The following is a 25,139-nucleotide window of genomic DNA, read 5'->3' as shown; positions in this document are numbered from 1 at the left end:
GTTAGTTTTCCCGCAACCAGACCAAACGGGTTGCCCGCTCGCGGTCTGGTTGTCGATAGATGAGCGCCACGGCATCGAGGGCGGCGCGGTCCAGCCGCACGCGGATGACGGTGAGGAAGTAGCGGCTCTTCACATCGAGTTCCACGCCTTCGATCAGCTCGGCATTAATATTATTCTGGAAATTTGCTTTATCAACAAACTTTTTACGCGGATTGCTCAAGGTCAGGGCGCTGGCCTCGGACAGCGACATCATCGTCACAGCCGCCAGCACCTCGGCCGGGGCCGTATTCACGTTGATCGCCGTGATCTCCGGCAAGACGATGACGACATCGCGCAGCTGCTCGATCATCTGCGGCGTATAGCCGGGCACGGCCAGCAAGTCATCGATCTGCGTGAACGCCACCGGTTCGCTGCTACCGCCCGCCGCCGGGCTGGCCGTCTTGCCATCGCTGGCGCTGTCGCTGCTGGCGGCGCGCAGTTTCGGCCTGGCGCGCAGCACGGCGTCGGCCGTGGCTTGCGCCAGGCCGCTATCGAGTTGCATATTGGACAATAAACGTTGGTAAGCCAGCACCTGCTTCGGATTGATGCCGCCCGTGGCGGCCACCAGGTTGGTAATATTGAAGCGCGCCTGCGCGTCGAGCGCACGGCCCGAGACGGTGGCGTCGAATTTTTCCGTATCGACCTTTTCCCGGTCGACATAATCGTCGAGCCGCGCTTCCTCGATGGGCGTGGCCCACACGCCGTCAAGCGCCGTCAGGCTGGTATTGTCCTGGCGCAACCAGAAGCGGGCGAAGTCGACCATGCCGCGCATGGCCCACTGCGTCTGCAGGCGCAGGCGCTGGTTTTCCATCGAGCGCACCTGCACCTGCTGCTGCCAGAACAGGCTCGCAACGACGGTGATGGCCAGCGCCGTCAGCAGCAAAGCCGTGATGACGGCCACGCCGCGCTGGCGCGCGGGGAACTTGATGCGCTTCATCCCGGCCCCAGCAAAAAGACTTTGGACAGGCCCGCGTCCTGGCCCGGCATCTGCAAGGTCACTTCCAGGCCCGGCACCTGCGTCGAGATGGTGGCGCCGGCCGTCAGCACGTTCCAGGCGCCGTTGCTCCAGCCGCGCATGACCATGCTGTCGACGCCATGCATCAGGGCCACGTCGGCGCTGCTGGTATCGGTATCGTCGCGCGCCGCCTGCCACAGGGTGTCGAGCACGGCCAGGTCGCGCGTGCCGTTCGACTCGCGCCGCATCAGCACGCCGCCGCGCAGGCGGTAAGTGACCACTTGCAACTGTTGCGGCTCCTGTTCCGAGGCGGCCAGGCGCACCAGGCTCAGGCGGTCATTCTCAGCCGTCAGGTTGATGCGGCCATTCAGCAGATTGTTGTTCAGGCCGGCGCCGGCCAGGTGGTCGCAATCGCTTTGCATCTGCGCAAAGGCCAGCTGCATGCCGCGCGCCTGCTCCAGCTGGTGCGTGAGCACTTCGCGCGAACGCACGATGCTGTCCAGGCCACGCCAGCCCAGCAGGGCAACCATGGCCAGGATGCCGATCGCCACGAGCAGCTCGATCAGGGTGAAACCGCCAGCAGGAAGAGGGCGGCGCGCCATCAGTCGTTGAACGCCAGCAATACCAGGCGCACGATGCGCCGGGCTGGATACTGCGCATCGTACACATTCACGCGCACCTGGCGGATACGGGGATTCGGCGTGGCCACCACTTCTTCCTCGCAAATGAGTTTCAAATCGCCTTGCGGACAGTCGACCGTGCGCTTGCCCGTCTGCGGGAAGGTTTTTGCCAGGCGCAGGCGCACCAAATGGTTTTCCGCCGACCAGGTGGCCATCATGGCGCTGCGCAAGCCGTCGCTGTTCTGCGTCAAACTGCCCACGGCGCGCAAAGAGGCGCCCAGGGCCGTGCCGACGATGACCAGGGCCACCAGCACTTCGAGCAAAGTAAAACCGCGCTGGCGGTGTTGGCGGGAGAAAAGCATCATTGCTCGACCGTAAAGTGGCCGATGCCGTCGGCGCGGATGGCCACGCTGCGCTCGCCGCTGGCCAGGGTCAGCACGAAAGGCTTGTCGACCGGTTCGCGGCCGAAAATGATACGCAGCGGCTGGGCCACGCTGTTCGCGGGCTGCACGCTGAGCAGCATCGGCGTATTGGCAAACGCGCGCTCGCGCAGCAAATCGTCCTGCGTCACGGGTTGCCACAGCTTCTCATTGAGCACCAGGAAACGGTATTGATTTTCATCCGCCTCGAACGCCACTTGCCGGCTGCGCACGATGGCTTCATCGCGCGCCAGTTGCAACAGCAGGGCGATGCGCTCGGCTTCCTTTTGCAAGGCTTGCTGGCCATTCGGCATGGCGTTCAGCGATACCAGGCCCAGGGTGACGCCAATAATGACCATCACCACCAGCAGTTCGATCAGCGTGAAGCCGCTGGCGCGTTGCCGGTGAACTGCGCGGCCGGTGGTCATGGCAGGCATGCAATGGAAAACTTACAGTTCCCACGAGCCGATATCGGCGTCGTCGCCGCTACCGCCGGGCTGGCCATCGGCGCCCAGCGAAATGATGTCAACTTCGCCCTTCACGCCCGGCGACAGGTATTGGTACGGGCTGCCCCATGGATCTTTCGGCATCTTTTCCAGGTAGCCGCCCGCTTTCCAACCGTTCGCGGCCGGGCCGGCGGTGGGTTTTTCGATCAGCGCCTGCAAGCCCTGCTCGGTGGTGGGGTAGCGCTGGTTGTCCAGGCGGTACAGTTTCAGCGCCTGCATCACGGTGGCGATGTCGACTTTCGCCGCCGCCACTTTCGACTCGCCCGTGCGGGCGATCAGCTTGGGCACGACCAGCGAGGCGAGGATGCCCATGATCACCACCACGACCATGATTTCGATCAAAGTGAAGCCACGCGCGCGGCGCTGGCGTGTCGGATGGTTTGCTGCGTTTGGCATAAGAAAGAGAGAAGAAGGTGAGTAATGAGTACAGAGTATAAAGGGGAAATATGACAATGCCTGTCATATGGGGAAAAATTTCTGCGCGCGTTTTCAGAGCGACAAGTGCACTTCACCGCAGACGGCGCAGCCAGGGTCGCGCGCAACCTGCATGCTGCTCCATTCCATGTGCAAGCCGTCGAGCAGCAGCAGGCGTCCGGCCAGCGATTGCCCCACGCCCATCACCAGTTTCAGCGCCTCGGCCGCCTGCATGGCGCCCACCACGCCCACCAGCGGCGCAAACACGCCCATGGTCGCGCATGCCTCGTCCGTGAATTGCTGGTCTTGCGGAAACAGGCAGGAGTAGCACGGCTGCGTGCCCGTGCGCGGGTCGAAGACGCTCACTTGCCCATCGAAGCGGATCACGGCGCCCGACACCAGCGGCACCTTGCCAGCCACGCAGGCGCGGTTGACGGTGTGGCGCGTGGCGAAGTTATCCGTGCAGTCGAGCACCACCGTGGCCGACAAGACCAGTTCGGCCAGGCGCGCAGCGTCGACGCGCTCCTGCAAGGCAATGATTTCAATGTCAGGATTGATGCCGAGCAAGGTTTCGCGCGCCGACAGCACTTTCGGCTGGCCCACGCGCTGTGTGGTGTGGGCGATCTGGCGCTGCAGATTGGTCAAATCGACCGTATCGTCATCGACCAGGGTCAGCTTGCCCACGCCACTGGCGGCCAGGTACATGGCGGCCGGCGAACCGAGCCCGCCCGCGCCGATCACCAGCACATGCGCGTCCAACAAGGCTTGCTGTCCTTCGATGCCGATCTCGTCGAGCAGGATGTGGCGCGAATAGCGCAGCAACTGGGCGTCATGCATGGCGGCGACTACGGTTTCTGTACGGGAATCTTTTTATCATCGGCCTTGATGTCGGAGACGATCTCGGGCTTGGCGCTGATCTTCTCCGCCTTGGCGTCGGCCTTGGCCAGCTGCACCGGCAAGCCCTGGAAATGATTCAAGGCTTGCTGCAGCTGGAAATCGTCCTTGCTGCCATATTCGAGCGGTTTGCGCTTTTTCACCGTGGCGATCAGGCGCTGCTCTTCTTCCAGCTGTTCGTGCATGCCATCCATGGTCGGCTTGGCCGCTTCCGGCTTGCCGTCGTCGCTGTTCAAGTGTTTTTCCAGGTCCGCCTCGCGCACGCGCAGGCTGTTCCAGCCGTCGCCATCGGCCGTTTCATCGACCAGCAAGTCGGGTATGATGCCGCGCGCCTGGATGGCGCGGCCTTTCGGCGTGTAGTAGCGGGCCGTGGTCAGCTTGACGGCCGTGTCGGCCGTGATCTGGCGCAAGGTTTGCACGGAACCTTTGCCGAAGGTTTGCGTGCCGATGACGGTGGCACGCTGGTAATCCTGCAAGGCGCCGGCGACGATTTCCGAAGCAGAAGCCGAACCGGCATTGACCAGCACCACCAGCGGCACGGTTTTCAGCGCGGCCGGCAGCCTGGCCAGCGGATCGGCCTTCGCGCCGGGCGGCGCATAGAATTCGCGGCGGCCATAAAACACCTGTTTCGATTCGGGCAACTGGCCCTTGGTGGTAACGATAACGGAGTTGCCCGGAAGAAATGCCGTCGCCACGCCGATGGCGCCCGGCACCACGCCACCGGGATCGTTGCGCAAGTCCAGCACCAGGCCCTTGAGCTTGGGCTCTTGCGCATACAGGGCATTGATCTTTTTGACCATCTCGTCGACGGTCGGTTCCTGGAACTGGGCAATGCGCAGCCAGGCATAACCGGGCGCGACCATCTTGGCCTTCACGCTCTGCACGCGGATTTCCTCGCGCACGATGGGAAACACCAGCGGCTTGCTTTCGCCCTTGCGCGACATGGTCAGCACCAGCTTGCTACCTGGCTGGCCGCGCATCTTCTTGATGACTTCTTCCAGCTGCAAGCCTTTCAGCGGAATATTGTCGAGGCGGGTGATCAGGTCGCCCGCCTGGATGCCGGCCTTGGCGGCGGGGCTGTCCTCGATGGGCGAGACGACTTTCACGTAGCCGTCTTCCATGCTCACCTCGATGCCGATGCCGACAAACTTGCCCTGCACGCTTTCGCGCATTTCCTTGAAAGCATTTTTATCCAGGTACACGGAATGCGGGTCCAGCGAGGAAACCATGCCGGAAATGGCTTCCGTCAGCAATTTCTTGTCTTCCACCTTCTCGACATAATCGCTCTTGATCAGGCCAAACACGTCGGCCAGCTGGCGCAGCTCGTCGAGCGGCAGCGGGGCATTCGTGATTTTTTGCGCCACGGCGGGAAACTGCAGCGACATGCCGATACCGGCCACGATGCCCAGACCGATCAGGCCGATACTTTTGACTTTGATGCCCATGTATTCTTCGCAATCTACAAATTCGCTGCCGCAGCAATGGTGGGAACTTAAAACTTCACCCAGGTGGCTGGATCGAAGGCGCGGCCCTGATGACGCAGCTCAAAGTATAGCCCTGATTCCTCGTTGCCGCCGCTGTTGCCGGCGCTGGCGATGGCGTCGCCGCCCTTGACGGCGTCGCCCACGCGTTTGAGCAAGGATTGGTTATTGCCATAAATACTCATGTACTGGCCACCATGGTCGACGATGATCAAATTACCGAAACCGCGCAGCCAGTCGGAAAACACCACGCGGCCGGCGGCGATGGCATGAATCTCGCTGCCTTCGCCGGTGCGGATGAAGACGCCCTTCCAGCTGGGGCCGTCACCGCGCTTGCTGCCGAAACGGGCGGCGACCTTGCCCGCCACGGGGGCGCGCAGCTGGCCTTTCAGGCTGGCAAAGGCGCCGGACGGCGCGGCCGGGCCCAAGCTCGGGCGTTCCGGTTGCGGTACCGGCTTGGGCTCCGGTTTCGGCGCCACCTTGGCCACCTGTGGCGCCTCGTCGTCATCGATGGGGTCAAGCTTCACGGGCGGCACGGGAGTCTGCGGCTTGATCTTGCCCGATTTATTTTGTTGCTCTTTGGCAATTTTCTCGCGCTCGGCCTGGGCCTGGGCGGCCTTGGCGCGCGCAGCCAGCAGGCGTTCGCGCTTGTCTGCGGCGATCTTCGCGTCGGCGCGCTGCTCGGCCAGCAATTGCTGGCGTTTCTTTTCCGCCGCAGCAGCGGCGGCCTGCTCTTCGATCAGCTTGGCCAGCTTGTCGACCAGGCTGCCCATGCGCTGTTCATCGCGCTCGACATTGCCCACTTCCTTGCGCTGCGCCACCAGGCGCTGCGACAAGCTCGTCAGCAAAGCGGCGCGGCGCGCCTTTTCCTGCACCAGCAGGGCTTTCTGGTCGCGCTCTTCCTGCGCGATTTCTTCCAGCTCATCCTTGGCGTTCTGCACGTCCGCCTGGTTTTTCTCCACCGCCAGCAAGTTGGCGCGCAAGGCGTCGAGCAGGCGCGCCTGGGCCTGCGACACATAGGCCATGAATTGCAAATCGCGGTTGATGCGATTCGGGTTGTCGCCCGACAAGAGCAGCTTGATGCGGTCTTCATTGCCGGCAACATATTGTTCGCGCAGCAACTTTGACAGCTGCGCCTTCTGTTTCTCGACCGTGGCCGTCAGTTGCTGGTGCTCCTGCCCCAGCGCACCGAGCTTCACGCCCGTCTCGTTTTGCTCCTGCGCCAGGTCGCGCAAGGCGCGGTTGGCGTTGGAAATGGCCTCTTCCGACTCGGCCAGGGTATCGGCCGCGTCGTCCTTGGCGCTTTCCGTGCGGCTGATGTCGCGCTTGAGCGCCGTCAGCTTTTGTTGCAATCCGGCACGTTGTGCTTCCGCGACCGCCTTCTGCTTGCTGCGTTCGGTGGGTTTGGCGCCTTGCGCCGCGCCGCTGGACAACAGCAGCGCTGCGCACAGCATGGCAGCGGCGCGCCACGCCGGCAGGGGTCGTTCAGCAGAGGGGGCGATCACTGTGCCGCGGAAGTAAGACAACAAAGTTACTTGGCCTTCCCTTGGTTCGCCACGGCAGCCTGGGCTGCCGCAATCGCTGCCGGGTCACCCAGGTAGTAATGGCGAATCGGTTTCAGGTCGGCATCGAGTTCATACACGAGCGGCTGGCCATTCGGGATGTTCAGGCCCACGATGTCGCTGTCGCTGATGCCGTCAAGCATCTTGATCAGGGCGCGCAAGCTGTTGCCGTGGGCCGAAATGATGATCTTCTTGCCAGCGCGGATGGCCGGGGCGATTTCCTCGTCCCAGGCCGGCATCACGCGCGCCACGGTGTCTTTCAGGCATTCGGTCAGCGGAATCGACGCTGTCGGCAAGCCGGCATAGCGCGGATCGTTGAACGAGGCGCGCTCATCGTTGTCGTCCAGTGGCGGCGGCGGCGTGTCGTAGCTGCGGCGCCACACCAGTACTTGCTCGTCGCCATACTTGGCAGCCGTCTCGCCCTTGTCCAGGCCTTGCAGGGCGCCGTAGTGGCGCTCGTTCAAACGCCAGTCGTTCTTGATGGGCAGATACATCATATCCATCTCGTCGAGCGCCAGCCACAGGGTGCGAATGGCGCGCTTCAAGACCGAGGTGTAGGCCACGTCGAACGTAAAACCTTCCTGCTTGAGGATCTGGCCGGCGGCCTTGGCTTCGTTAACGCCCTTTTCCGTCAGATCGACGTCGGTCCAGCCAGTGAAGCGGTTATCGAGATTCCAGGTGGATTCGCCGTGACGCATGAAAACGATTTTGTACATAGTTCTATCTTCTCAAGGGGTTCAAATCAAAAAAGCAAAACGTAAAAAGACCTCATCCAGCTTCTATTTTATAATGCGCGGATTGACTTAAACCATTGGACCCTACGTGAAATTCATTATCGACCACATTTTTCTGTTTGCCATCGTCATTATTTCCGGCGGCGCCCTCCTCTGGCCACTGCTGTCGCTGCGCGGCAAGCGCGCGACCGTGCTGGAAGTCACGCAACTGATCAACCGTGGCAAGACCGTCATCGTCGACGTGCGCAGCCCGGAAGATTTCGCCAAGGGCCACTTGCCTGACGCCAAGAACATTGCGCTGCCGGAACTGGCAAAACGCCTGGGCGAGCTGGAAAAATTCAAAACGCGCCCCATTGTAGTGGTTTGCCAGAAAGGTTCGCGCTCGGCAACGGCCGTCGGTCTGCTGAGCAAAGCCGGTTTCACGGAAGCAACCGGCCTGGAAGGCGGTCTCGACGAGTGGAAAAAGCAAGGTTTGCCATTGAAAACCTTGTCGCTGGCCAAGTAAGCCGGCATTAACGAAAGGAATCATCATGACTGTCCCCGTAATTGTGTATAGCACCGCCGTGTGCCCGTATTGCGTGCGCGCCGAGCGCCTGTTGGAAGCCAAGGGCGTGAGCGTGCAAAAGATCCGCGTCGACCTCGACCCGGAAGAGCGCATCAAGATGATGGAACGCACGGGCCGCCGCACGGTGCCGCAAATCTACGTGGGCGATACCCACGTGGGCGGCTTCGACGATTTGTATGCGCTCGATCAAGCCGGCAAGCTGGACCCCTTGTTAAATGGCACGGCAGCCTGATATAAAGCGGGTTCGAGAAATTGCTTGGGTTCTTGTAGTATTGTTTTGATACAATTGCCCTCGCACCTGAACAGACCGTGCCTATCCGGCGCGGTTTGTTGCATGGACTCTATTTGCAAGCACCATATTTGAACGGTGTGCCGTTCTTGTCCTTTACAACGAAAGCGTTCCATGTCTGACGAAAATCTGCAACCAGTCTTCCAAATCCAACGCGTCTACCTGAAAGACATGTCGCTGGAGCAACCAAATTCCCCAGCTATTTTCCTGGAACAAGAAGCGCCAGCGATCGAAGTTGCTCTGGACGTGGGCGCCGCGCCTCTGGCCGACGGCATCTTTGAAGCCACCGTGACCATCACCGTGACCGCCAAGGTCGGCGATAAAGTTGCTTTCCTGGTTGAAGGCAAGCAAGCTGGTATCTTCGAAGCGCGCAACATTCCTGCCGATCAACTCGATCCGCTGCTGGGAATCGGTTGCCCGAACATCATCTACCCTTACCTGCGCGCCAACATCGCCGACGTGATCACCCGTGCCGGCTTCCCGCCAGTGCACCTGGCCGAGATTAACTTCGAAGTGTTCTACCAACAACGTCTGCAAGCTATTGCTGACGCCGCTGCAGCTGCACCAGCAGCTAGCGAAACGCATTAATCTCTTGCAAGACCCCGCCGGCCCGTCAAGGCTGGCCTGACACGGCGGCCTGGCCGCCGTGTTTCGTTAAGGTTCAAAAAATATCATGTTGAAAAGTGCGCTCTTGAGCAAGTTCCGCTGGATGGCCGGCGCCGTGCTGATGCTGGCGACCGCCGCCAGCCACGCCGTCGATTTCAAGACGGTGGGCGCAGCCCCCGTCATCCTGTATGACGCACCGTCCGCCAAGGGCGGCAAGCTGTACGTGGCGCCACGCGGCATGCCGCTGGAAGTAGTGCTCAGCTACGGCGAATGGGTCAAGGTACGCGACGCCAGCGGCGAAATGGCCTGGACCGAAGCGAAAGGCCTGTCCGCCAAGCGCAACGTCGTGGCGCGTGCCGCCAACCTCAAGGTGCGCGCCAGCCCCGACGACAATGCCTCGGCCCTTATCCTGGTCGACAAGGGCGTGCTGCTGGAAATGAGCGAACAGCCCAGCTCCGGCTGGCTCAAGGTGCGCCACAAGGATGGCCAGAGCGGCTACGTCAAGACCAGCGAAGTGTGGGGCCTGTAATCACCACACCCGCCGCACTTTGCCGTCGTCCGCCGCACCCGTTTCCCTGCCCCGTTGAGGTTGCATGCAAGTTTCCCCTGAAGTCATTCCCGCTACCACCCCCGCCGCCAGGGCCGTTGCGCGCCAGATCACCGTGCTGGGCGCCGGCGCCTGGGGCACGGCCGTGGCCATGGCCCTGGCGGGCCGCCACGACGTGCTGTTGTGGGGCCGCAACAGCGATGCCATGGCCGCCATGGCCGCCAGCGGCGAAAACAGTTATTTACCCGGCTTTGCCCTGCCGCCGCAACTGGCGATCAGCGCCGATTTCGACGCCGCCGTGGCACATGCCAGCGGCGCACACGGCCTGCTGATCGCCGCCTGCCCCGTGGCGGGCTTGCGGCCCATGCTGCAGCAATTGAAAGACAAGGCCATCGCCAACCTGGTATGGCTATGTAAAGGTTTTGAAGGCGGCACGGGCATGCTGCCGCACCAGATCGTGCAGGAAGTGCTGGGCGGTACGGTGGCCGGCGGCGCCCTGTCCGGCCCCTCGTTCGCGCAGGAAGTGGCGCGCGGCTTGCCGTGCGCGCTGACCATCGCCTCGCACAGCGCACCACTGCGCGCCAAGGTCGTCTCGGCCTTGCATGGCGGCAACATCCGCGTGTATGCCAGCGACGATCTGGTGGGCGTGGAAGTGGGCGGCGCCGTGAAAAACGTGCTGGCCATTGCCACCGGCGTGGCCGACGGCCTGGGCCTTGGCCTGAACGCGCGCGCCGCGCTGATCACGCGGGGCCTGGCGGAAATCACGCGCCTGGGCACGGCATTGGGCGGCCAGACAGAAACCTTCATGGGCTTGACGGGCATGGGCGACTTGATCCTCACCTGCACCGGCGACCTGTCACGCAACCGCAGAGTCGGGCTGGGGCTGGCGCAAGGCAAGGCGCTGGCCACCATCGTGGCCGAACTCGGTCATGTGGCCGAAGGCGTGCCCTGCGCCAGGGCCGTGCGCGAACTGGCGCGCCGCATGGGCGTCGAGATGCCCATCACCAACGCCGTCGCCGGCGTGCTGTTCGATGGCGATCTGCCGCAAGTGATGGTGCAGCAATTGCTGGCGCGCGATCCGCGCGATGAAGCGACCTGAGCCAGGCGCACTCCAGCCAGCAGGCTTAGCGGCCCGCTTTGGCCATAAGTATGGTCAGCAGTAACAAACTGTCTTCACGCGCTTCCAGGGCATGCGCCTGGCCACCGAGCAGGTACAGCATTTGCCCCGGCCCCAGCACTTGCACGCCGCCATGCGCCTCCACCGCCACCTGCCCTTGCAGGCACAGCAGCGTAATTTCTCCCAGCACATGATGCTCGGGCATGATCTTGCCCTTGGGCATGCACATGCGGATCAATTCCAGTTCGTCCGTCTTGGCCAGCGCGATGGCGGAAAACTGCGACATATCTTCGCCAGCTTCCCCCTTCACGTCGATCACCTGGCCCGATGTTGCGTGTGGTAATGCCATCTTCTGCTCCCCGTTAAATCAGGCTGCCGCCGCTTCCGGTTCCCGCGCGCCACGCATCCACTCGACCAGCGGCCATGCGTCCTTCAAGCCTTCGACCAGCGCCGGCAGCAATTGTTCCGGCGCATTCACAGGCAGTGGCACTTCGGTCCAGACAAAAAAGCTTTTCAGCTTGATGAATTCGATATGTTCGGCGTCAAGCGCGAAACCCTTGGGCGGGCGCTGCAACTTGCCCTCGTTCTGGATAGTGCCAAAGCGCGCCTTCAAGCGCTTATTTTTCAGCACTTTGGAAAAACCTGGCGCGTCGTTGAGCATATGTTCGCGCAGCGCCTTCAGACGGCCGGGCGGCGGCATGTATTCGCCGGCGCCAAACAGCAGATTGCCCTGGCCGTCGATCTGCAGATAATAGGTGGGGCCGCCCGCCTTGCTGGGACGGCGCATGTCGTTCGGCGCGATGGCGGCCGAAAAACGCGTCTTGTACGGGCTCTTGTCGTGCGCAAAACGTACGTCGCGGTTGATGCGGAACAAGGCCTTCTTCGGATTGCAGTACTTCACGGCCGGGTCAAACTTGCCGAGTTCGCCAATGAGTGACGTCACCAGCGCGAGGAATTCCTCGCGCAGGATGTCGTAGCGGGGCTTGTTCATGACAAACCAGGGACGGTTATTGTTATCGCTCAGTTCACGTAAAAATTGGGTCAAATCACGCACATGCATGTGTCAGCTTCCGATCAGCAACTATTTGGAAAGCTCTTTCGGGATGGGGCGTTTGCCCACCACCACGTCGAGCGCCGCTTCGCGATTCTTGCGCAGCACCGTCATTTTAGCTTTTCCACCGGGCGGCAGTTGGGCGATCAGATTGAGCATTTCCGTGGTGTCGCCGATGGGCTTGCCATCGACGGCCAGCAGGATGTCACCGGGCACGATACCGGCCTTGTCGGCCGGCCCGTTGCGCACCACGCCGGCGATGATGGCGCCGCTTGAGCGCTGCAAGCCGAAGCTTTGCGCCAGCTCGGGCGTGATGTCCTGCGTTTCCACGCCGATCCAGCCGCGCACCACGTGGCCATCCTTGATGATGGCTTCCATCACGGTCTTGGCCGTCGAGACGGGAATGGCGAAGCCGATGCCCACCGAGCCGCCGCTTTGCGAATAGATGGCCGTGTTGATGCCGATCAAATTGCCGCGCGTATCGACCAGGGCGCCGCCCGAATTGCCGAAGTTGATCGCCGCATCCGTCTGGATGAAGTTTTCGAAACTGTTGATGTGCAAATTGTTGCGCCCCAGCGCCGAGATGATGCCCATGGTCACCGTCTGGCCCACGCCGAACGGGTTGCCGATGGCCAGCACCACGTCGCCCACGCGCGCCAGTTCTGACTGGCCCAGCACGATGGTGGGCAGTTTATCGAGGTTGACCTTGATCACCGCCAGGTCCGTTTCCGGATCCAGGCCCACTATCTTGGCCGGCGCCTTGCGCCCATCCGTCAGTACGACTTCGATTTCGTCGGCGCCTTCGACGACGTGGTTGTTGGTGAGGACATAGCCTTCATGGCTGACGATGACGCCCGAACCGAGGCTGTTTTTCAGCGCTTCATCGTCGTCGGCGCCCGGGTCGCGCTCGCCGAAGAAGCGTTTGAAGAAGGGATCGCGTGCCAGCGGGTGGGCGCCGCGCTTGGGTATCTGCATGGTCAGGATGTTGACCACGGCGGGCATGGCGCGCGCCGCGGCATCGCGGTAGGAACCGGGCGCTAGGCTGCTCGACGCCGTTTCCACCACGGGCACCGGCTTGGCCGGAGAACCCAGCTGCTGCACCCGGCTAGCCGGGCGCAGCGCGCCATACACAAAGTACAGCGCTAGCGCGATGGTCACGGTTTGCGCAAACAACAACCAAAAGCGTCGCATAGAGTTCTCTACCCAGGTCAGCCGGCCCGTTGCCGGTAAGACTTATTTTGCCAGATCGTTGCTTTGCTGTCCGTTCTTCTGCAGCGAGTCACGGATTTCACGCAGCAAGACGATGTCTTCCGGCGTGGCCGGCGCAGCTACCGGCGCTACCGGCTGGTTGCGGCGGGCCTTGTTCATCAGGCGCACCATCTGAAAGATGATGAAGGCGAGAATGACGAAATTGAGCAAAATGGTGAGGAAGTTACCGTAGGCCAAAACGGCGCCCGCTTTTTTCGCTTCCACCAGGGTCAGGCTGGTGGCTTGGCCATTCAGGGGCAAATAGTAGTTGGCGAAATCGAGGCCACCGAAAATGCGGCCGATGGGCGGCATGATCACGTCTTGCACCAGGGAATCGACAATCTTGCCGAAGGCGCCACCGATAATGACACCGACCGCCAGATCGACGACGTTGCCCTTCATTGCAAATTCTTTGAATTCTTGCATCATTGCCATGAATTTTCTCCTTCGGATGTCTATAAAACATGACGATCATACTATTGATTCCCATCATCACCAACTTGCGCTTGCCTGCAGCGCTCATTCTTGCACAGCACTGCGGATCTAGTTCGAAAGAACTAGCCACCTCCTGCAAAAGTATATAAATTATGGTACAAGCAACGTTTTTGTTCTATTCGTTGTTTGCTTCACTTATAATTTGCGGTTGCCAGAAGTGGCTTTTTTGCTTCCGGATAATCAACAAGAAACTGGCACGGGCTGCGCCATAGTCCGAAGTTCCGCAGGGATGTTGTCACTTTACCGTACAAAGATGCGGGTTGCGGCAAACGGTGGGATAGAGCTTCGGCGACGGGTTTTTCGCGGCTGCCACTCATAATAAAGATTCGCATTTTGACTGATTGGGGTTTGCATGAGTAACGAAAAGCAGGTCGATTCAGGCCGTCGCGGCTTGCTCGTCGCCACGTGCGCGGCGGGCAGTGTAGTTGGATTGGCAACCGCGGGAGCCTTGGTAAGCACCTTCCAGCCGTCGGAGCGCGCGAAAGCGGCTGGCGCGCCGGTCGAAGTAGACATCACCACCTTGCAACCGGGCGAAATGCGCACCGTCGAATGGCGCGGCAAGCCGGTCTGGATTCTGAAGCGCACCCCGGAAATGGTCGCCTCGCTCAAGAAAACCGACGGCAAAGTCGCCGACGCCGATTCCCAACGCAACCCCGCCGAGTTCACGCCCGAATATTGCATGAACGAATGGCGCTCCATCAAGCCTGAAATTCTCATCGCCGTCGGCATCTGCACCCACCTGGGCTGCTCCCCTTCCTCGAAATTTGCCCCTGGCCCGCAACCTTCCCTGCCCGATGACTGGGAAGGCGGCTTTCTGTGTCCTTGCCACGGCTCCACCTTCGACATGGCTGGCCGCGTGTTCAAGAACAAGCCTGCGCCGGACAACCTGCAAGTGCCGCGCCATATGTATTTGAGCGACACCAAACTGCTGATAGGCAAAGACGCGAAAGGCGAGGCTTGATCATGGCTGCTTTCAAAGAAACAAAATTTCCTGAAAATGCCCCCGCCGCCGAAAAGGCGCTGGGCTGGGTGGATGACCGCTTTCCCCTGACGAAACTGTGGAACGACCAGTGGGGCAAGTACTACGCCCCGAAAAACTTCAATTTCTGGTACATCTTTGGCTCGCTGGCCATGCTGGTGCTGGTCTTGCAGATCGTCACCGGCATCTTCCTGACCATGCACTACAAGCCGGATGCGGCCCTGGCCTTCAATTCCGTCGAGTACATCATGCGCGAAGTGCCGTGGGGCTGGCTGGTGCGCTACATGCACTCGACGGGCGCATCGGCCTTCTTCATCATCGTCTACCTGCACATGACGCGCGGCCTGCTGTACGGCTCCTACCGCAAGCCACGCGAACTGATCTGGCTGTTCGGTTTCGCCATCTTCCTGTGCCTGATGGCCGAAGCGTTCTTCGGCTATTTGTTGCCATGGGGCCAGATGTCGTACTGGGGCGCCCAAGTGATCGTCAACCTGTTTGGCGCCATTCCCTTCATCGGCCCTGACCTGTCGCTGTGGATCCGCGGCGACTATGTGGTCTCCGACGCTACCCTGAACCGCTTCTTCGCCTTCCACGTGATCGCCATCCCGCTGGTACTGCTGGGCCTGGTTGCAGCACACTTGATCGCCCTGCATGAAGTCGGCTCGAGCAATCCGGACGGCATCGAAGTGAAGGAAAACCTGGGCGCCGATGGCCACCCCGTCGATTCCATCCCGTCGCACCCGTATTACACCGTGCATGATCTGTTTGGCGTGTCGATCTTCCTGGTCATTTTCAGCGCCGTGGTGTTCTTTGCGCCGGAAATGGGCGGTTATTTCCTGGAATACAACAATTTCCTGCCAGGCGATTCGCTGAAGACCCCGCTGCACATCGCGCCAACCTGGTATTTCACGCCGTTCTACTCGGTGCTGCGCGCCACCACGGCCGACTTCATGTACGTGCTGATGGCTGCCGTGGCCGCCTACGTGGTGTTCATCTGGCTCAAGTCGCGCCTGTCGCTGAAAGTCAAGACGGCCATCGCCGTGATCGCGCTGCTGGCCATCGTCGGCATGCTGCCGCAGGTGCTCGACGCGAAATTCTGGGGCGTGGTGTTCTTCGGCGGTTCCGTGGTGATCCTGGCATTCCTGCCATGGCTCGACCATTCGCCGGTGAAATCCATCCGTTACCGTCCGACCTGGCACAAATACATCTATGCCATCTTCGGCCTGTCGTTCCTGATCCTGGGCTACCTCGGTACCCAGGCGCCAACGGATACCAAGACCATCGTGTCGCAAGTGTGCACCCTGATTTACTTCAGCTTTTTCCTGCTGATGCCATGGTGGAGTGCAATGGGCAAGTTCAAGACCGTGCCGTCGCGTGTGACGTTTCACCCGCACTAAGCCGATCCCACGCCACGCTCACAGGACATACATCATATGAAGATTGCAAAAAAACTGCTCGCCATCCTGGCACTCGTGCCCGCCATGGCTCTCGCCAGCGAAGGCGGCTTCCCGCTGGACAAGGCGCCCGATCGCCAGACCAACATGGCAGCGCTGCAACATGGCGCCAAATTGTTCGTCAACCATTGCCTTAATTGCCACTCTGCCGTGTCGATGCGCTACAACCGCCTGCGAGACCTGGGCTTGACGGAAGACCAGATCAGGGAAAACTTGTTGTTTACAGGTGATAAAGTCGGCGACCTGATGACAACTGCCTTGGCGCCGCAAGACGCCAAGACATTCTTTGGCGTGGTACCGCCCGATTTGTCGGTAATTTCGCGCGCGAAATCATCTTCCGCTGGCACAGGCGGCGACTACCTGTATACTTACCTGCGTACGTTCTATAAAGACGACACGCGTCCGACCGGCTGGAACAATATGGTCGTGCCGAATGTTGCCATGCCGCATGTGTTATGGGAATTGCAAGGTATCCAGACTGCCAAGTTCGTGGAAGAAAATGATCCGCATGATGCGGGTAAGAAAATCCACAAATTTGTCGGCTTCGAGCAAGTCAAGCCAGGCACGTTGAACAAGATCGAGTATGACACTGCGGTAGCCGACCTGGTCGGCTACATGGAGTGGATGGCCGAACCGGTACAGCAGACACGCAAGCGCCTGGGCGTATGGGTGCTGCTGTTCCTGTCGGCTTTTGCTCTGCTGGCATGGCGCCTTAATGCGTCGTTCTGGAAAGAAGTCAAATAAGTGAGGCGCCGGCCGAAGGCCGGTTGGTGCCTGTTTCTGCGTTGTCCGCACGAGTGGACAAGCGACCTGGGGTGAGCCATTCGTGGCTTCACCCCCTTTGTTTCTAAGGAACTATAAAAAATGATGGTTCTCTATTCGGGTACAACCTGCCCATTTTCGCAACGCTGCCGCCTGGTCCTGTTTGAAAAAGGCATGGACTTCGAAGTGCGCGACGTCGACCTGTTCAACAAACCGGAAGACATTTCGACCATGAATCCGTATGGCCAAGTGCCTATCCTGGTCGAACGCGAACTGATCCTGTATGAGTCGAACATCATCAACGAGTACATCGATGAGCGCTTCCCGCATCCGCAACTGATGCCGGCCGATCCGCTGATGCGTGCCCGCGCGCGCCTGATGCTGTTCAACTTCGAAAAAGAACTGTTCGTGCACGTGCACGTGCTGGAAAGCGAACGCGCCAAGAGCAACGACAAGGCCCACGACAAGGCACGCGCGGAAATCCGCGACCGCCTGACCACCCTGGCGCCGCTGTTCCTGAAAAACAAGTACATGCTGGGCGACGAATTCTCGATGCTCGACGTGGCTGTCGCGCCGCTGCTGTGGCGCCTGGACCACTACGGCATCGAACTGTCGAAGACGGCTGCACCGCTGATGAAATACGCCGAACGCATCTTCTCGCGTCCTGCCTACATCGAAGCGCTGACGCCATCCGAGAAAGTCATGCGCCGTTAAAGATATCCCCATAAAGCTACTGCGCAGCCCGCTCTTGGCCTGGCGTTACTCGCCGTACTTCATACGGCTGCGTTACTGAGGCCAATATCGGGCTTGCTCGCTACGCTTTCTGGGGCATCTTGGGTCAACTACAAGCGGTCATTTTTAAGTAGTTGCCTTGTCTCATTGAAATACCGGTGCGCCCGCCTCGTATTTGACGAGGGCGCTCCCGCCTCACAGTGCCTATCATGTCTGAAATCTCAACCAAACCTTATATGCTGCGCGCCATCTACGAGTGGTGCACCGACAGCGGCTACACGCCCTATCTCGCGGTCAAAGTCGATTCGCGCACCACGGTACCGATGGAATACGTGAAAAAGGGCGAAATCGTGCTCAACATCAGCTTCGGCGCCACCAGCGCCCTGAAGATGGACAACGACGCCGTCCGCTTCCACGCCCGCTTTGGCGGCGTCTCGCGCGAAATCTATGTGCCGGTCGACAACGTGATGGCCATCTACGCCAACGAAAATGGCCAGGGCATGGCGTTCGAACCCGTGCTGGGCAACGATGACCCGGACGCGCAACCGACCGACAGCCCCGCATCAAGCGACCTCCCGCCGCCAGTGATCGCCCCCGTCTCCAGCGCACCGACCCTGTCGTCCGTACCGACCAGCTCGCCCGATCAACGCGACACCGCCACGCCCGGCAACGACGAGCCACCAAAAAAAGGCGGCCGCCCGACCCTGACACGCATTAAATAGCGTATAATTCGCAACGCGCAGTTTCTGCCGACTTAGCTCATTTGGTAGAGCAGTTGATTTGTAATCATCAGGTGGCCAGTTCGAAACCGGCAGTCGGCACCAATAAATTCAAGCACTTAGCCCAATCCTCAGGATTGGGCTTTTTGCTTTCTGGACGCCATGTAACCCCTGTGTAACCCGGCTTGATCAATCAAGCCGGATTAACCAGCGGCCTGTCGCACCATGCATAGGCGATCAAAGAGCCCAAAAGGGCTCTTATCGAATACATCGCATGCACAGGTGCGACGCCCTTCTCTCAAGCACCAAGAACGCGCCGGATACCCTCTACCGGCCAGGCCAACCGGCCGTTCACCCGAATCGGTCGCAGAGGTCCATTTTCGGCGGACGCCCATACCCGCAATGTCTGCGGTTTTCTCCCCAGGTGGTAAGCAGCACATGCGGTGTCGACATGTGTCCGCCGTTCCAAGTCAAGCGGCATAAAGCCAAGCCAAGATTGAGAACCTGCCATCAGGTGTTCTACTGCTCGCGGTTGTTGCTGATCCATTCATCGCCTCGAAATTTGAGCGCCGAACAACAGGCCAACCTCAATGGTCAGCGTCACATTGTCCGGCACATGTCCGACAACGCCGGGGCACGGCCCCAGCCCAAGAATACTGTTCCGTATCGACGTCGCCCCTGACGCGCAGTCAATACGCAAGCGCCTTTCGGCGCTTGTCCCCCACCCGGCTTCAGGCGCCGGGCGCAACTGCCATGCGGTCTCCCGCGTCGCGCTACCTGCAAAAGAGACAGGTCATTGGTGGCGCTACACCGGTTTTTCATATTCAGAGATGGGGACGGCAAACGTCGTCCGGCCAATGGCCTGGTTCATGTGTTGGATCGACACACGACCAGTTAAAGCTGATGAGGAGAAGCGTCAGGATGAAAAAAACAGGCTTGCCGGGTGCTGGAGACGATACTCCGCTTGTGAAACGTCGATGGCGCCTGCTATGCGTCGCTCATTGTTCTGCTGGACCGAGGTAGAAAGCAGTTCGTTGGTCAGTCAAGAGACGAAATAGAAATGGTGCGCCATTCAAACTGGCGTTACTTGAAGAGCAATTCCCGCCATAGCGGGCATTGTGTGTTGAGGTAGATTTCAGTTTTCAGGAAGTAAATCCCTGGCCATTCCGCAGAGCGAATCAGCATCATGAAGCAACACATATTGCCTGTCAACAAGTTTCCAATCATGAGCTTCAGGCATTGATACCCGTCCCTGCCCCCTGCAGACGCTGCGATCAAAATGACGTTGCCACAGAGAAATTGAAGTGATACTATTAGATGTCGCCATGCGGCAATATTGTAAATGCAATTCCCTGTAAAAAGTAACCAACAAAGCAGTTCACAAAATCGTCAGCTTCTGACGCTTCTTCCAGCAAACGCTTGGCGATTGCTCGGCTGAACACGCTCAACATCAGCAACTCTTGGCATATCAGTAATTACCGTATCCCTGAATCTTCTCGTGTATACGCCTGACGTTTCGTGATCTTCACGATGTGTCATCTTGGTCGACCATCTGCAACGTAATCCCAACGCCAACCAGGGCAGGAACCTATACGCCTGTGCTCCACCAACGCTGGCGCGCCCAGCATCGCCATCTTGGGCAATTCCTATTCCGCCCCATTCCTTCCTCAACTCTTCTGCGTCTGCCTGGACCTTTCGTGATCAGCTCACGACTAGAGCCATCAGGTCGATCCGCATGCAATGCAGTACCCGGGTGCGACCGGGCAGTCTATTCGCACACAACCGTGGGTACGTTTTACTCATACCTGTATGCATATTGGATCAAGGAGGATGGCATGTTTTTTAGCACCAACGAAATAGCGCAGCTTGCTATTACGTTCCCCTGGGGACACACGGCCCAAGTCAAAATCAAGGCAGCAAAACACGGCGTGGCACCGGACGACATCATCCAGGAAGGACGCGAAATAATTCTGGAAAAAGCTCCGGTATTTGACCCAGCCAAAGGCACCCTGTGCCAGTTCGTATTTGGCCACCTGGAGAAAAGAATGCTCCGTCAGCTGGGCGCACACACGTTTGCTGTTTCCATCGACAGCGACGAACATTTTGGTGACAGTACACGCAGCATCATCGCTAATCTGGAGGCGCCAGCAGTGTACGACGACGATTTCCCTCCACCTTCAGATCAATCCAAAAGTTCTAAGGCCTTGTCAATCGCCAGTTTTGTGAGCGGAAAGTCGACTACGGATCTTGCACGGGCCCTTGGCGTCACCCCGCGGCGAGTACGACAAATTCTGCAGCAATTTCGTGAGCAGTACGCGACATCGAACCAGTCTGAGCTTTTCTTTGATGAGGTGTGCTAATGACGTCAGGTAATTATCAAAAACATGCGGACTCTCGCGGCCCATCTCGCATAATCATCGCGCTTGACTCTCTCTACGCGCGAAAACTGGGGACAACGACGGCCGTATGGTTGCGTCAGGCTGAATACACTCAAAGAAAAGCTGGGAACGGTTGCTGGTGGTTCAAAAAAATTCTCGCAGATAGGGATGATAATAATCAGATGATTTCACCCCGATGGGAAATCGACCAAAGTTTTGAGTATGAAACGGGCCTGACTCGGTCACACCAGGGGAAAGCCCGAAAAGCAGCGAAAAAACTTGGCGTGCTTCAGGAGCGGCGCTCGCGCAATGGAGGCCGTCTTGAATACCGGATCGATCTGGATCTCTTGGCTAAGATCGTGTCCAAGTGGGCCGATGAAGAGCGCAATTTCCAACGTTCAGAAGCGTCAGAAATCACATTCGGCAACGGCGAATCTGGCGCCCTGGAAAGCGAAATTTCGCTTTCTAGTACAGAGAGTATACAGATTAAAAAAAGTAGAACTGCGCCATCAAGTTCATCAGCCAAGCATGAGAACAGTAGCAAGAAGCGACAACCAAGGGCCAAGATCGCTGGCGTCCATTGCTGGAACGATCTCGACCAGAAACTTGCCAATTCTATAGTGGAAAAATATGGCGAGAAGGCGGTTTGCGACGCCGTATCACAACTTGAAAACGAGGGCGCAAAGCCATTGCCATCAGTCGTCGAAAAAATATTGTCACGCTCAAGCGCCAAGAATATGGTCGAAGAAACGCGCCAGCGGCTGGACAGCTATGACATCAGCGAAATCGACCGAAAGAGGCGAACAGCAGCACGTGACGCAGTGGACATGTTATCGCCAAGCGAACGCGGCAAACTCATCAAAAAATTCATTGATGAAAACATCGGCGGGGACGCGACATCATTCGAACCTATCACAGGTGAGTTTCGCAAATTGGATGAAAAATTGCATTGCAAACGCTGGCTGGAGGCACAGTTTATGGATAGATGTTGATGCCGACGTCGAATTGATCCGGGCTGCCGATTCCAAGTGCCCCAACTCAAAACCTTTGGAACCGTTGCTACATGCGAGGTCACTGGCTATGGAAGTGGATCACCGAAAATCGGCAGCTTGGGTCATTAACTGTAGTAACTCAGACTTGAACTGACAACGATTGTCAGATGAGTTAGAGTCTTCCTGCTATCGCTACCGGCCAAAAGCAGCCTAATGGCATTCGGTCAAAAAGACGTCGCCGAAATTCCGGTTTTCAACCTCCGCGCAAAAAATTACTATGGGTGCTCTATTCAATTTAACTGGAGCAAAAAATGGCAAAGCAAAACCCGAAGCAAACCCCGAAGCAATCCCTTACCCAACAACAGCTAAACCAGCGCGCGGATGCGCTCAACCCCAACAAGGGAACCTCCGGCACAAACCCCATCAATGCCAAGGTTCATGGTAATCGTAGCAAACAGCTCACCCCCAACCAGCGATAATGAGATTAGTTCTATGAATGCTGGTGTGCCTAAGTCCCCCATGAACTGCTCCTTTCCGAATTTCGGGAAAATCGTCAAGTTTGCATTTGACGCAACTGGTTTACTACCGCGAAAACGTGGCGATTGCGATGGTCTCAGCGAGCAAGACAAGAAACGCATCCAGAAACAATTGGAACGCCTCATCGATGAAGAAGGCGCGCTGCTGGAGCGCTGCGGTGAACTGATACAGTCCCTGGCCTACATTTCGGCAGGGACGATCAACCATCCGAAGGTGAATTTGGCAATCGGCGATGTTGCTATTGATCTGTTTGAGGTCTACCACCTGGTCATTCGGAGCGATGGCACCTACTTAAGTGAGATGGAAAATATTCGCTGGTTCTGCCGTTCCTACGCGATTCAACGCTTAGGTCTCTCAATTCAGAAGCATCTATTGCGCTACAACCTTGCCAAGGAAGGACTGGAAACTCCCGTTGATCCGGATTGGTATCTGCCCACGATGGCTGAAGGGACGACCGTGTGGCCACTGGAGAAAGCCATAAGATGGATCTATCAAGTATGTGAAACTAACCAGACGCGGTTTCATTTTCCCGAAAAAGACGCAAAGGTCGCCACAGTTCGCTATTCTGAACAGCAACAAAATTTAGAAAACGCGGCCGACTGGCTTAACGGAAAAAGAATTCCGTCTTGGCCTGCGCTCCACTGGAATTTTTCAACTTCACTTGAACGACTTGGGACAGTCGCCGATCCACGCTTTCGACGTGAGGTTCCAAGTAAGCGAAGGGAAAGTATGATGGTAGTCCTCTTTCTGGCAAGGGTGGCCACCTATGTATGCAAAGCAATATCGGATGCCTTCGGACAGGCCTTCCTGGCGCAGCTTATCGGCCAATTTCAGCGGCAACGTGCTTGGCTAATATCCGATCTGGAACCGTTCAACAAGTACATCAAGTCCTATCTAAGCAAGATCCATACGACCGCAGACACATGTGATGAAGTTTGGTGGGTAGAATCCGAGCAGTATTGGTCATGGTTTACTAACAGAGCGATCGCCATCAGTAAGGAGCTGAATCGATTGCTCAGCCAGAATGATTATGCCGCGCTCCCCGAAGGCACTGTATCTGCCTTAGTCGCCAAACATGGCGACTACTCAGTGCGCACAATTCTGGAGCAAATCGAGGCACACAGTGAGTTCATCATGCCAGAAGGATTTCCGCAGGCGGTGCTCGAAGGAATAGACCTTCAATCGCGCCAATCGCTCAAAGATGGCGACATTGATCGCTATGTGGACGCTATCACCCATCGTGGCCTGACGCATTGCCTACCCTGGATGGAGCCTTGGCTGAGGGCGTGCATCCGCTACCGCTGCCAAGACTACGAGTCGGCCTTCGGCTACATAGAACTGGCGTTTGAACAAGCGAAGTATTGTGCGGGGAATAGGCAGTATGAGCTCGTCAATCAATTTATTGAGCTTGCAGCCAAGACTGATCGCTGGAAATGCTTCAAGAAGGGAGTTGATTGGGCTCATTACTTGGGACTATCTGTGCGCTGGCTACGCGATCGAGAACCAACCGTTGAAAACCTCCGAGGTACCTTCGAAATGATGAAGACGATGCAATACCGAATGTGATGACTGATTCGTTGCCGCATACGCCAAGAGGTATTCATATCCGCAACTCGACGATCGGCCTCAGCGGCCAAGACGCTAGCAATAACCGGCAGAAGCGGTCACTGCTGAGCGATAGCCGAATGGATTAATGTGTTTTTCAAACCTAATCTGGCGCCACCGCGGCACGGCAGCATTGGGGAATGGGTTTCTCCTCAAGTGGTAAGATGTGGCCCCTTATTGAGGAGAGATCAGCCGTGTCAAAAGCAGCATTCTTTTGCAAAGCAAAGCCCGATGGCGATACAGATGTATCGGATATTGGACTTGTTGATGGGTGCATTTTTTATGGACTTTGCTCCATACCTGATCTGCTCGATTCTGGTCTCACGAAGGCTGACATCAAAGCTAAGGTGGAATTTACATATCCCCACTTCCCAACCGCAGACCTGGACGCAAATATGTTCTGGAAATTCTCGCGTGCGATGCAGATTGGCGATCTAGTGTTGATGCCACAAAAGCAGAAAAATGTGACGGTCTACTTCATCGGCCGGGTCCTTGATGAAGCGTTTTATGCGCCGGAACATATGGAAAACTACACTGCGTATCGCCGCGCAGTTCATTGGTTGAACAACAAAATTCCTCTTGCCAAGGCTGATCTTTCAACCTCGTTATTTAATGACCTAACGCGACATCCTTACGTGATGCCGACCTTGTCTGATATTAGCGAGTATAGCGAGGAGCTTGCCAAGTTGGTCGATCCTTCGACGGACACAACGCTGGACGCTGAGAGCCCATTTAACGAATTTCAGGACAGTTTTGAAGCACGGCTTGCGGCCTCGATGCGGCGAAGCTCGAAGGAACGCAAAAAGAGGATCGCTGCGGCTCCGGTGATATCAGAGGTTCCTCAGCGCCGGGTCGTCCGGTATGAATATGTGCGCAATACTGATGTGGTTGCAGAGGCGCTCCATCGAGCCAACGGTATTTGCGAGAAATGCGGAGATCCAGCGCCGTTTATTAAACGATTGAACGGCATGCCTTACCTTGAAGTTCATCACATTGTGCAGCTTGCGCACAAAGGCAAAGACGTCTTGGAGAACACCATCGCCATCTGTCCGAACTGCCACCGTGAAGAGCACTACGGCCCGAAGAGCATTCCTGCGTAAAGCAGAAAAGGCTGGATACGATGCCCAGCTACCTACAGCCGTGCTGTGATCGATCCTTGGATAGCCGCTTTGTTCCGCACTGTACCGCATCAGCCAGCGCCGGGTCGGGGTCGGGGTTGGGCCGATGCTCATGCTTTCACTGACGTACTGGAGGCTCTACCCCCCGTTCATTGATCATCCGGACCACTTCCAATTTCAGGCTTGGATCGAAGGTTCTACGTTTGGTGAGCGACAATTATCTTGGCCGGTAGACGACAACTATCTTGGCCGGTTTATCACCTGAAACCGGTCCGGTGCGGAAGCGAGGTTTACAGTTGTTTCATTCAGCATGGAGCTGGG

29 protein-coding genes and 1 tRNA gene are annotated in these 25,139 nt (G+C 58.2%); 16 read left to right on the top strand and 14 right to left on the bottom strand.

What is annotated here, in order from left to right:
* Nucleotide 1: 1 nt before the first annotated feature.
* The 9 genes from gspK to gpmA all read right to left on the bottom strand — a co-directional run bounded on the left by gspK (nt 2) and on the right by gpmA (nt 7,606).
* Nucleotides 2–976 (bottom strand): type II secretion system minor pseudopilin GspK, encoded by a 975-nt coding sequence (gene gspK / locus ACQ4W6_RS00150; RefSeq protein ID WP_436565189.1) that lies wholly within the window; start codon nt 974–976, stop codon nt 2–4.
* Nucleotides 973–1,596, bottom strand: coding sequence for a PulJ/GspJ family protein (locus ACQ4W6_RS00145; RefSeq protein WP_436565188.1), 624 nt, complete (start codon nt 1,594–1,596; stop codon nt 973–975). The genes gspK and ACQ4W6_RS00145 overlap by 4 nt, the downstream gene beginning before the upstream one ends.
* Nucleotides 1,596–1,979, bottom strand: coding sequence for a type II secretion system minor pseudopilin GspI (gspI, locus tag ACQ4W6_RS00140; RefSeq protein ID WP_436565187.1), 384 nt, complete (start codon nt 1,977–1,979; stop codon nt 1,596–1,598). Before gspI ends, ACQ4W6_RS00145 begins: the two co-directional genes overlap by 1 nt.
* The gene (locus ACQ4W6_RS00135) at nt 1,976–2,470 is read right to left on the bottom strand and encodes a GspH/FimT family pseudopilin (RefSeq protein ID WP_436565186.1); all 495 of its coding nucleotides are present in this window, start codon (nt 2,468–2,470) and stop codon (nt 1,976–1,978) included. Before ACQ4W6_RS00135 ends, gspI begins: the two co-directional genes overlap by 4 nt.
* A 12-nt stretch (nt 2,471–2,482) precedes the next feature.
* Nucleotides 2,483–2,935, bottom strand: a complete 453-nt coding sequence (gene gspG / locus ACQ4W6_RS00130) for a type II secretion system major pseudopilin GspG (RefSeq protein ID WP_436565185.1) — start codon at nt 2,933–2,935, stop codon at nt 2,483–2,485.
* A 93-nt stretch (nt 2,936–3,028) separates the two neighbouring features.
* Complete coding sequence (locus ACQ4W6_RS00125; protein ID WP_436565184.1) at nt 3,029–3,790, bottom strand: HesA/MoeB/ThiF family protein; 762 nt, start codon at nt 3,788–3,790, stop codon at nt 3,029–3,031.
* 8 nt (nt 3,791–3,798) lie between these two features.
* Entirely contained in the window at nt 3,799–5,292 is a 1,494-nt protein-coding gene (locus ACQ4W6_RS00120; protein WP_436565183.1) for a S41 family peptidase, read from the bottom strand.
* 47 nt (nt 5,293–5,339) lie between these two features.
* The gene (locus tag ACQ4W6_RS00115; RefSeq protein WP_436565459.1) at nt 5,340–6,782 is read right to left on the bottom strand and encodes a peptidoglycan DD-metalloendopeptidase family protein; all 1,443 of its coding nucleotides are present in this window, start codon (nt 6,780–6,782) and stop codon (nt 5,340–5,342) included.
* A gap of 77 nt (nt 6,783–6,859) precedes the next feature.
* Entirely contained in the window at nt 6,860–7,606 is a 747-nt protein-coding gene (gene gpmA / locus ACQ4W6_RS00110) for a 2,3-diphosphoglycerate-dependent phosphoglycerate mutase (protein ID WP_436565182.1), read from the bottom strand.
* 106 nt (nt 7,607–7,712) lie between these two features.
* Between gpmA and ACQ4W6_RS00105 the strand changes: the two genes are divergently transcribed.
* The 5 genes from ACQ4W6_RS00105 (at nt 7,713) to ACQ4W6_RS00085 (ending at nt 10,730) form a co-directional block, all read left to right on the top strand.
* Nucleotides 7,713–8,129: a rhodanese-like domain-containing protein gene (locus ACQ4W6_RS00105; RefSeq protein ID WP_436565181.1), complete on the top strand. Its 417-nt coding sequence runs from the start codon at nt 7,713–7,715 to the stop codon at nt 8,127–8,129.
* A 25-nt stretch (nt 8,130–8,154) separates the two neighbouring features.
* The gene (gene grxC, locus ACQ4W6_RS00100; protein WP_422727220.1) at nt 8,155–8,421 is read left to right on the top strand and encodes a glutaredoxin 3; all 267 of its coding nucleotides are present in this window, start codon (nt 8,155–8,157) and stop codon (nt 8,419–8,421) included.
* 171 nt (nt 8,422–8,592) lie between these two features.
* A complete protein-coding gene (gene secB, locus ACQ4W6_RS00095) occupies nt 8,593–9,066 on the top strand; it encodes a protein-export chaperone SecB (RefSeq protein ID WP_010394167.1) in 474 nt (157 codons plus the stop codon).
* Nucleotides 9,067–9,151: 85 nt separating this feature from the next.
* The gene (locus tag ACQ4W6_RS00090) at nt 9,152–9,613 is read left to right on the top strand and encodes an SH3 domain-containing protein (protein ID WP_436565180.1); all 462 of its coding nucleotides are present in this window, start codon (nt 9,152–9,154) and stop codon (nt 9,611–9,613) included.
* Nucleotides 9,614–9,677: 64 nt separating this feature from the next.
* Nucleotides 9,678–10,730: an NAD(P)H-dependent glycerol-3-phosphate dehydrogenase gene (locus tag ACQ4W6_RS00085; protein ID WP_436565179.1), complete on the top strand. Its 1,053-nt coding sequence runs from the start codon at nt 9,678–9,680 to the stop codon at nt 10,728–10,730.
* A 25-nt stretch (nt 10,731–10,755) separates the two neighbouring features.
* Here ACQ4W6_RS00085 and ACQ4W6_RS00080 read toward each other — a convergent pair whose 3' ends face one another.
* From ACQ4W6_RS00080 to mscL, 4 genes are read right to left on the bottom strand one after another with little or no spacing between them, the layout of a single operon-like run.
* A complete protein-coding gene (locus ACQ4W6_RS00080; RefSeq protein WP_436565178.1) occupies nt 10,756–11,097 on the bottom strand; it encodes a cupin domain-containing protein in 342 nt (113 codons plus the stop codon).
* Nucleotides 11,098–11,115: 18 nt separating this feature from the next.
* A complete protein-coding gene (locus tag ACQ4W6_RS00075) occupies nt 11,116–11,808 on the bottom strand; it encodes a DUF2461 domain-containing protein (protein WP_436565177.1) in 693 nt (230 codons plus the stop codon).
* A 21-nt stretch (nt 11,809–11,829) separates the two neighbouring features.
* Nucleotides 11,830–12,990: a Do family serine endopeptidase gene (locus tag ACQ4W6_RS00070; RefSeq protein WP_436565176.1), complete on the bottom strand. Its 1,161-nt coding sequence runs from the start codon at nt 12,988–12,990 to the stop codon at nt 11,830–11,832.
* Between the two features lie 42 nt (nt 12,991–13,032).
* Complete coding sequence (gene mscL, locus ACQ4W6_RS00065) at nt 13,033–13,482, bottom strand: large conductance mechanosensitive channel protein MscL (RefSeq protein ID WP_436565175.1); 450 nt, start codon at nt 13,480–13,482, stop codon at nt 13,033–13,035.
* A 412-nt stretch (nt 13,483–13,894) separates the two neighbouring features.
* On the opposite strand from mscL, the gene petA reads away from it, so the two are divergent.
* The 6 genes from petA (at nt 13,895) to ACQ4W6_RS00035 (ending at nt 18,293) form a co-directional block, all read left to right on the top strand.
* Nucleotides 13,895–14,503 (top strand): ubiquinol-cytochrome c reductase iron-sulfur subunit, encoded by a 609-nt coding sequence (petA, locus tag ACQ4W6_RS00060; protein WP_436565174.1) that lies wholly within the window; start codon nt 13,895–13,897, stop codon nt 14,501–14,503.
* Between the two features lie 2 nt (nt 14,504–14,505).
* Complete coding sequence (locus tag ACQ4W6_RS00055; RefSeq protein ID WP_436565173.1) at nt 14,506–15,918, top strand: cytochrome b; 1,413 nt, start codon at nt 14,506–14,508, stop codon at nt 15,916–15,918.
* A 36-nt stretch (nt 15,919–15,954) separates the two neighbouring features.
* Nucleotides 15,955–16,719 carry a cytochrome c1 gene (locus ACQ4W6_RS00050; RefSeq protein WP_436565172.1) on the top strand — a complete coding sequence of 255 codons (765 nt, stop codon included), beginning with the start codon at nt 15,955–15,957 and terminating at the stop codon, nt 16,717–16,719.
* 120 nt (nt 16,720–16,839) lie between these two features.
* Complete coding sequence (locus tag ACQ4W6_RS00045) at nt 16,840–17,451, top strand: glutathione S-transferase N-terminal domain-containing protein (RefSeq protein WP_010394154.1); 612 nt, start codon at nt 16,840–16,842, stop codon at nt 17,449–17,451.
* 227 nt (nt 17,452–17,678) lie between these two features.
* The gene (locus ACQ4W6_RS00040; RefSeq protein ID WP_436565171.1) at nt 17,679–18,191 is read left to right on the top strand and encodes a ClpXP protease specificity-enhancing factor; all 513 of its coding nucleotides are present in this window, start codon (nt 17,679–17,681) and stop codon (nt 18,189–18,191) included.
* 26 nt (nt 18,192–18,217) lie between these two features.
* Nucleotides 18,218–18,293: transfer RNA gene (locus tag ACQ4W6_RS00035), tRNA-Thr, on the top strand.
* 1,208 nt (nt 18,294–19,501) lie between these two features.
* Here the strand turns inward: ACQ4W6_RS00035 and ACQ4W6_RS00030 are convergent.
* On the bottom strand, nt 19,502–19,639 hold the full coding sequence (locus ACQ4W6_RS00030) for a hypothetical protein (protein WP_180977543.1): 138 nt from the start codon (nt 19,637–19,639) through the stop codon (nt 19,502–19,504).
* Nucleotides 19,640–20,023: 384 nt separating this feature from the next.
* On the opposite strand from ACQ4W6_RS00030, the gene ACQ4W6_RS00025 reads away from it, so the two are divergent.
* From ACQ4W6_RS00025 to ACQ4W6_RS00005, 5 genes are all read left to right on the top strand, one after another.
* On the top strand, nt 20,024–20,548 hold the full coding sequence (locus ACQ4W6_RS00025; protein ID WP_436565170.1) for a sigma-70 RNA polymerase sigma factor region 4 domain-containing protein: 525 nt from the start codon (nt 20,024–20,026) through the stop codon (nt 20,546–20,548).
* Nucleotides 20,548–21,558, top strand: a complete 1,011-nt coding sequence (locus ACQ4W6_RS00020) for a hypothetical protein (RefSeq protein WP_436565169.1) — start codon at nt 20,548–20,550, stop codon at nt 21,556–21,558. Before ACQ4W6_RS00025 ends, ACQ4W6_RS00020 begins: the two co-directional genes overlap by 1 nt.
* A gap of 311 nt (nt 21,559–21,869) precedes the next feature.
* Nucleotides 21,870–22,037, top strand: coding sequence for a hypothetical protein (locus ACQ4W6_RS00015; protein WP_436565168.1), 168 nt, complete (start codon nt 21,870–21,872; stop codon nt 22,035–22,037).
* Between the two features lie 40 nt (nt 22,038–22,077).
* On the top strand, nt 22,078–23,661 hold the full coding sequence (locus ACQ4W6_RS00010; protein WP_436565167.1) for a hypothetical protein: 1,584 nt from the start codon (nt 22,078–22,080) through the stop codon (nt 23,659–23,661).
* A 233-nt stretch (nt 23,662–23,894) separates the two neighbouring features.
* Nucleotides 23,895–24,800 carry an HNH endonuclease gene (locus ACQ4W6_RS00005; RefSeq protein WP_436565166.1) on the top strand — a complete coding sequence of 302 codons (906 nt, stop codon included), beginning with the start codon at nt 23,895–23,897 and terminating at the stop codon, nt 24,798–24,800.
* The last annotated feature ends 339 nt before the right edge of the window (nt 24,801–25,139 follow it).

It is taken from the genome of Janthinobacterium woesei, from assembly GCF_051380875.1.
Lineage (GTDB): Bacteria > Pseudomonadota > Gammaproteobacteria > Burkholderiales > Burkholderiaceae_D > Janthinobacterium.
Note: the sequence above shows the minus strand (reverse complement) of the source record. Positions and strands in the feature narration are given on the sequence as shown.

Bases quoted from the DNA above. Each gene is read 5' to 3' on its own strand.
- gspK (WP_436565189.1), bottom strand. From the start codon at position 976: ATGAAGCGCATCAAGTTCCCCGCGCGCCAGCGCGGCGTGGCCGTCATC.
- ACQ4W6_RS00145 (WP_436565188.1), bottom strand. From the start codon at position 1,596: ATGGCGCGCCGCCCTCTTCCTGCTGGCGGTTTCACCCTGATCGAGCTG.
- gspI (WP_436565187.1), bottom strand. From the start codon at position 1,979: ATGATGCTTTTCTCCCGCCAACACCGCCAGCGCGGTTTTACTTTGCTC.
- ACQ4W6_RS00135 (WP_436565186.1), bottom strand. From the start codon at position 2,470: ATGCCTGCCATGACCACCGGCCGCGCAGTTCACCGGCAACGCGCCAGC.
- gspG (WP_436565185.1), bottom strand. From the start codon at position 2,935: ATGCCAAACGCAGCAAACCATCCGACACGCCAGCGCCGCGCGCGTGGC.
- ACQ4W6_RS00125 (WP_436565184.1), bottom strand. From the start codon at position 3,790: ATGCATGACGCCCAGTTGCTGCGCTATTCGCGCCACATCCTGCTCGAC.
- ACQ4W6_RS00120 (WP_436565183.1), bottom strand. From the start codon at position 5,292: ATGGGCATCAAAGTCAAAAGTATCGGCCTGATCGGTCTGGGCATCGTG.
- ACQ4W6_RS00115 (WP_436565459.1), bottom strand. From the start codon at position 6,782: ATGCTGTGCGCAGCGCTGCTGTTGTCCAGCGGCGCGGCGCAAGGCGCC.
- gpmA (WP_436565182.1), bottom strand. From the start codon at position 7,606: ATGTACAAAATCGTTTTCATGCGTCACGGCGAATCCACCTGGAATCTC.
- grxC (WP_422727220.1), top strand. From the start codon at position 8,155: ATGACTGTCCCCGTAATTGTGTATAGCACCGCCGTGTGCCCGTATTGC.
- secB (WP_010394167.1), top strand. From the start codon at position 8,593: ATGTCTGACGAAAATCTGCAACCAGTCTTCCAAATCCAACGCGTCTAC.
- ACQ4W6_RS00090 (WP_436565180.1), top strand. From the start codon at position 9,152: ATGTTGAAAAGTGCGCTCTTGAGCAAGTTCCGCTGGATGGCCGGCGCC.
- ACQ4W6_RS00085 (WP_436565179.1), top strand. From the start codon at position 9,678: ATGCAAGTTTCCCCTGAAGTCATTCCCGCTACCACCCCCGCCGCCAGG.
- ACQ4W6_RS00080 (WP_436565178.1), bottom strand. From the start codon at position 11,097: ATGGCATTACCACACGCAACATCGGGCCAGGTGATCGACGTGAAGGGG.
- ACQ4W6_RS00075 (WP_436565177.1), bottom strand. From the start codon at position 11,808: ATGCATGTGCGTGATTTGACCCAATTTTTACGTGAACTGAGCGATAAC.
- ACQ4W6_RS00070 (WP_436565176.1), bottom strand. From the start codon at position 12,990: ATGCGACGCTTTTGGTTGTTGTTTGCGCAAACCGTGACCATCGCGCTA.
- mscL (WP_436565175.1), bottom strand. From the start codon at position 13,482: ATGGCAATGATGCAAGAATTCAAAGAATTTGCAATGAAGGGCAACGTC.
- petA (WP_436565174.1), top strand. From the start codon at position 13,895: ATGAGTAACGAAAAGCAGGTCGATTCAGGCCGTCGCGGCTTGCTCGTC.
- ACQ4W6_RS00055 (WP_436565173.1), top strand. From the start codon at position 14,506: ATGGCTGCTTTCAAAGAAACAAAATTTCCTGAAAATGCCCCCGCCGCC.
- ACQ4W6_RS00050 (WP_436565172.1), top strand. From the start codon at position 15,955: ATGAAGATTGCAAAAAAACTGCTCGCCATCCTGGCACTCGTGCCCGCC.
- ACQ4W6_RS00045 (WP_010394154.1), top strand. From the start codon at position 16,840: ATGATGGTTCTCTATTCGGGTACAACCTGCCCATTTTCGCAACGCTGC.
- ACQ4W6_RS00040 (WP_436565171.1), top strand. From the start codon at position 17,679: ATGTCTGAAATCTCAACCAAACCTTATATGCTGCGCGCCATCTACGAG.
- ACQ4W6_RS00030 (WP_180977543.1), bottom strand. From the start codon at position 19,639: ATGTTGAGCGTGTTCAGCCGAGCAATCGCCAAGCGTTTGCTGGAAGAA.
- ACQ4W6_RS00025 (WP_436565170.1), top strand. From the start codon at position 20,024: ATGTTTTTTAGCACCAACGAAATAGCGCAGCTTGCTATTACGTTCCCC.
- ACQ4W6_RS00020 (WP_436565169.1), top strand. From the start codon at position 20,548: ATGACGTCAGGTAATTATCAAAAACATGCGGACTCTCGCGGCCCATCT.
- ACQ4W6_RS00015 (WP_436565168.1), top strand. From the start codon at position 21,870: ATGGCAAAGCAAAACCCGAAGCAAACCCCGAAGCAATCCCTTACCCAA.
- ACQ4W6_RS00010 (WP_436565167.1), top strand. From the start codon at position 22,078: ATGAACTGCTCCTTTCCGAATTTCGGGAAAATCGTCAAGTTTGCATTT.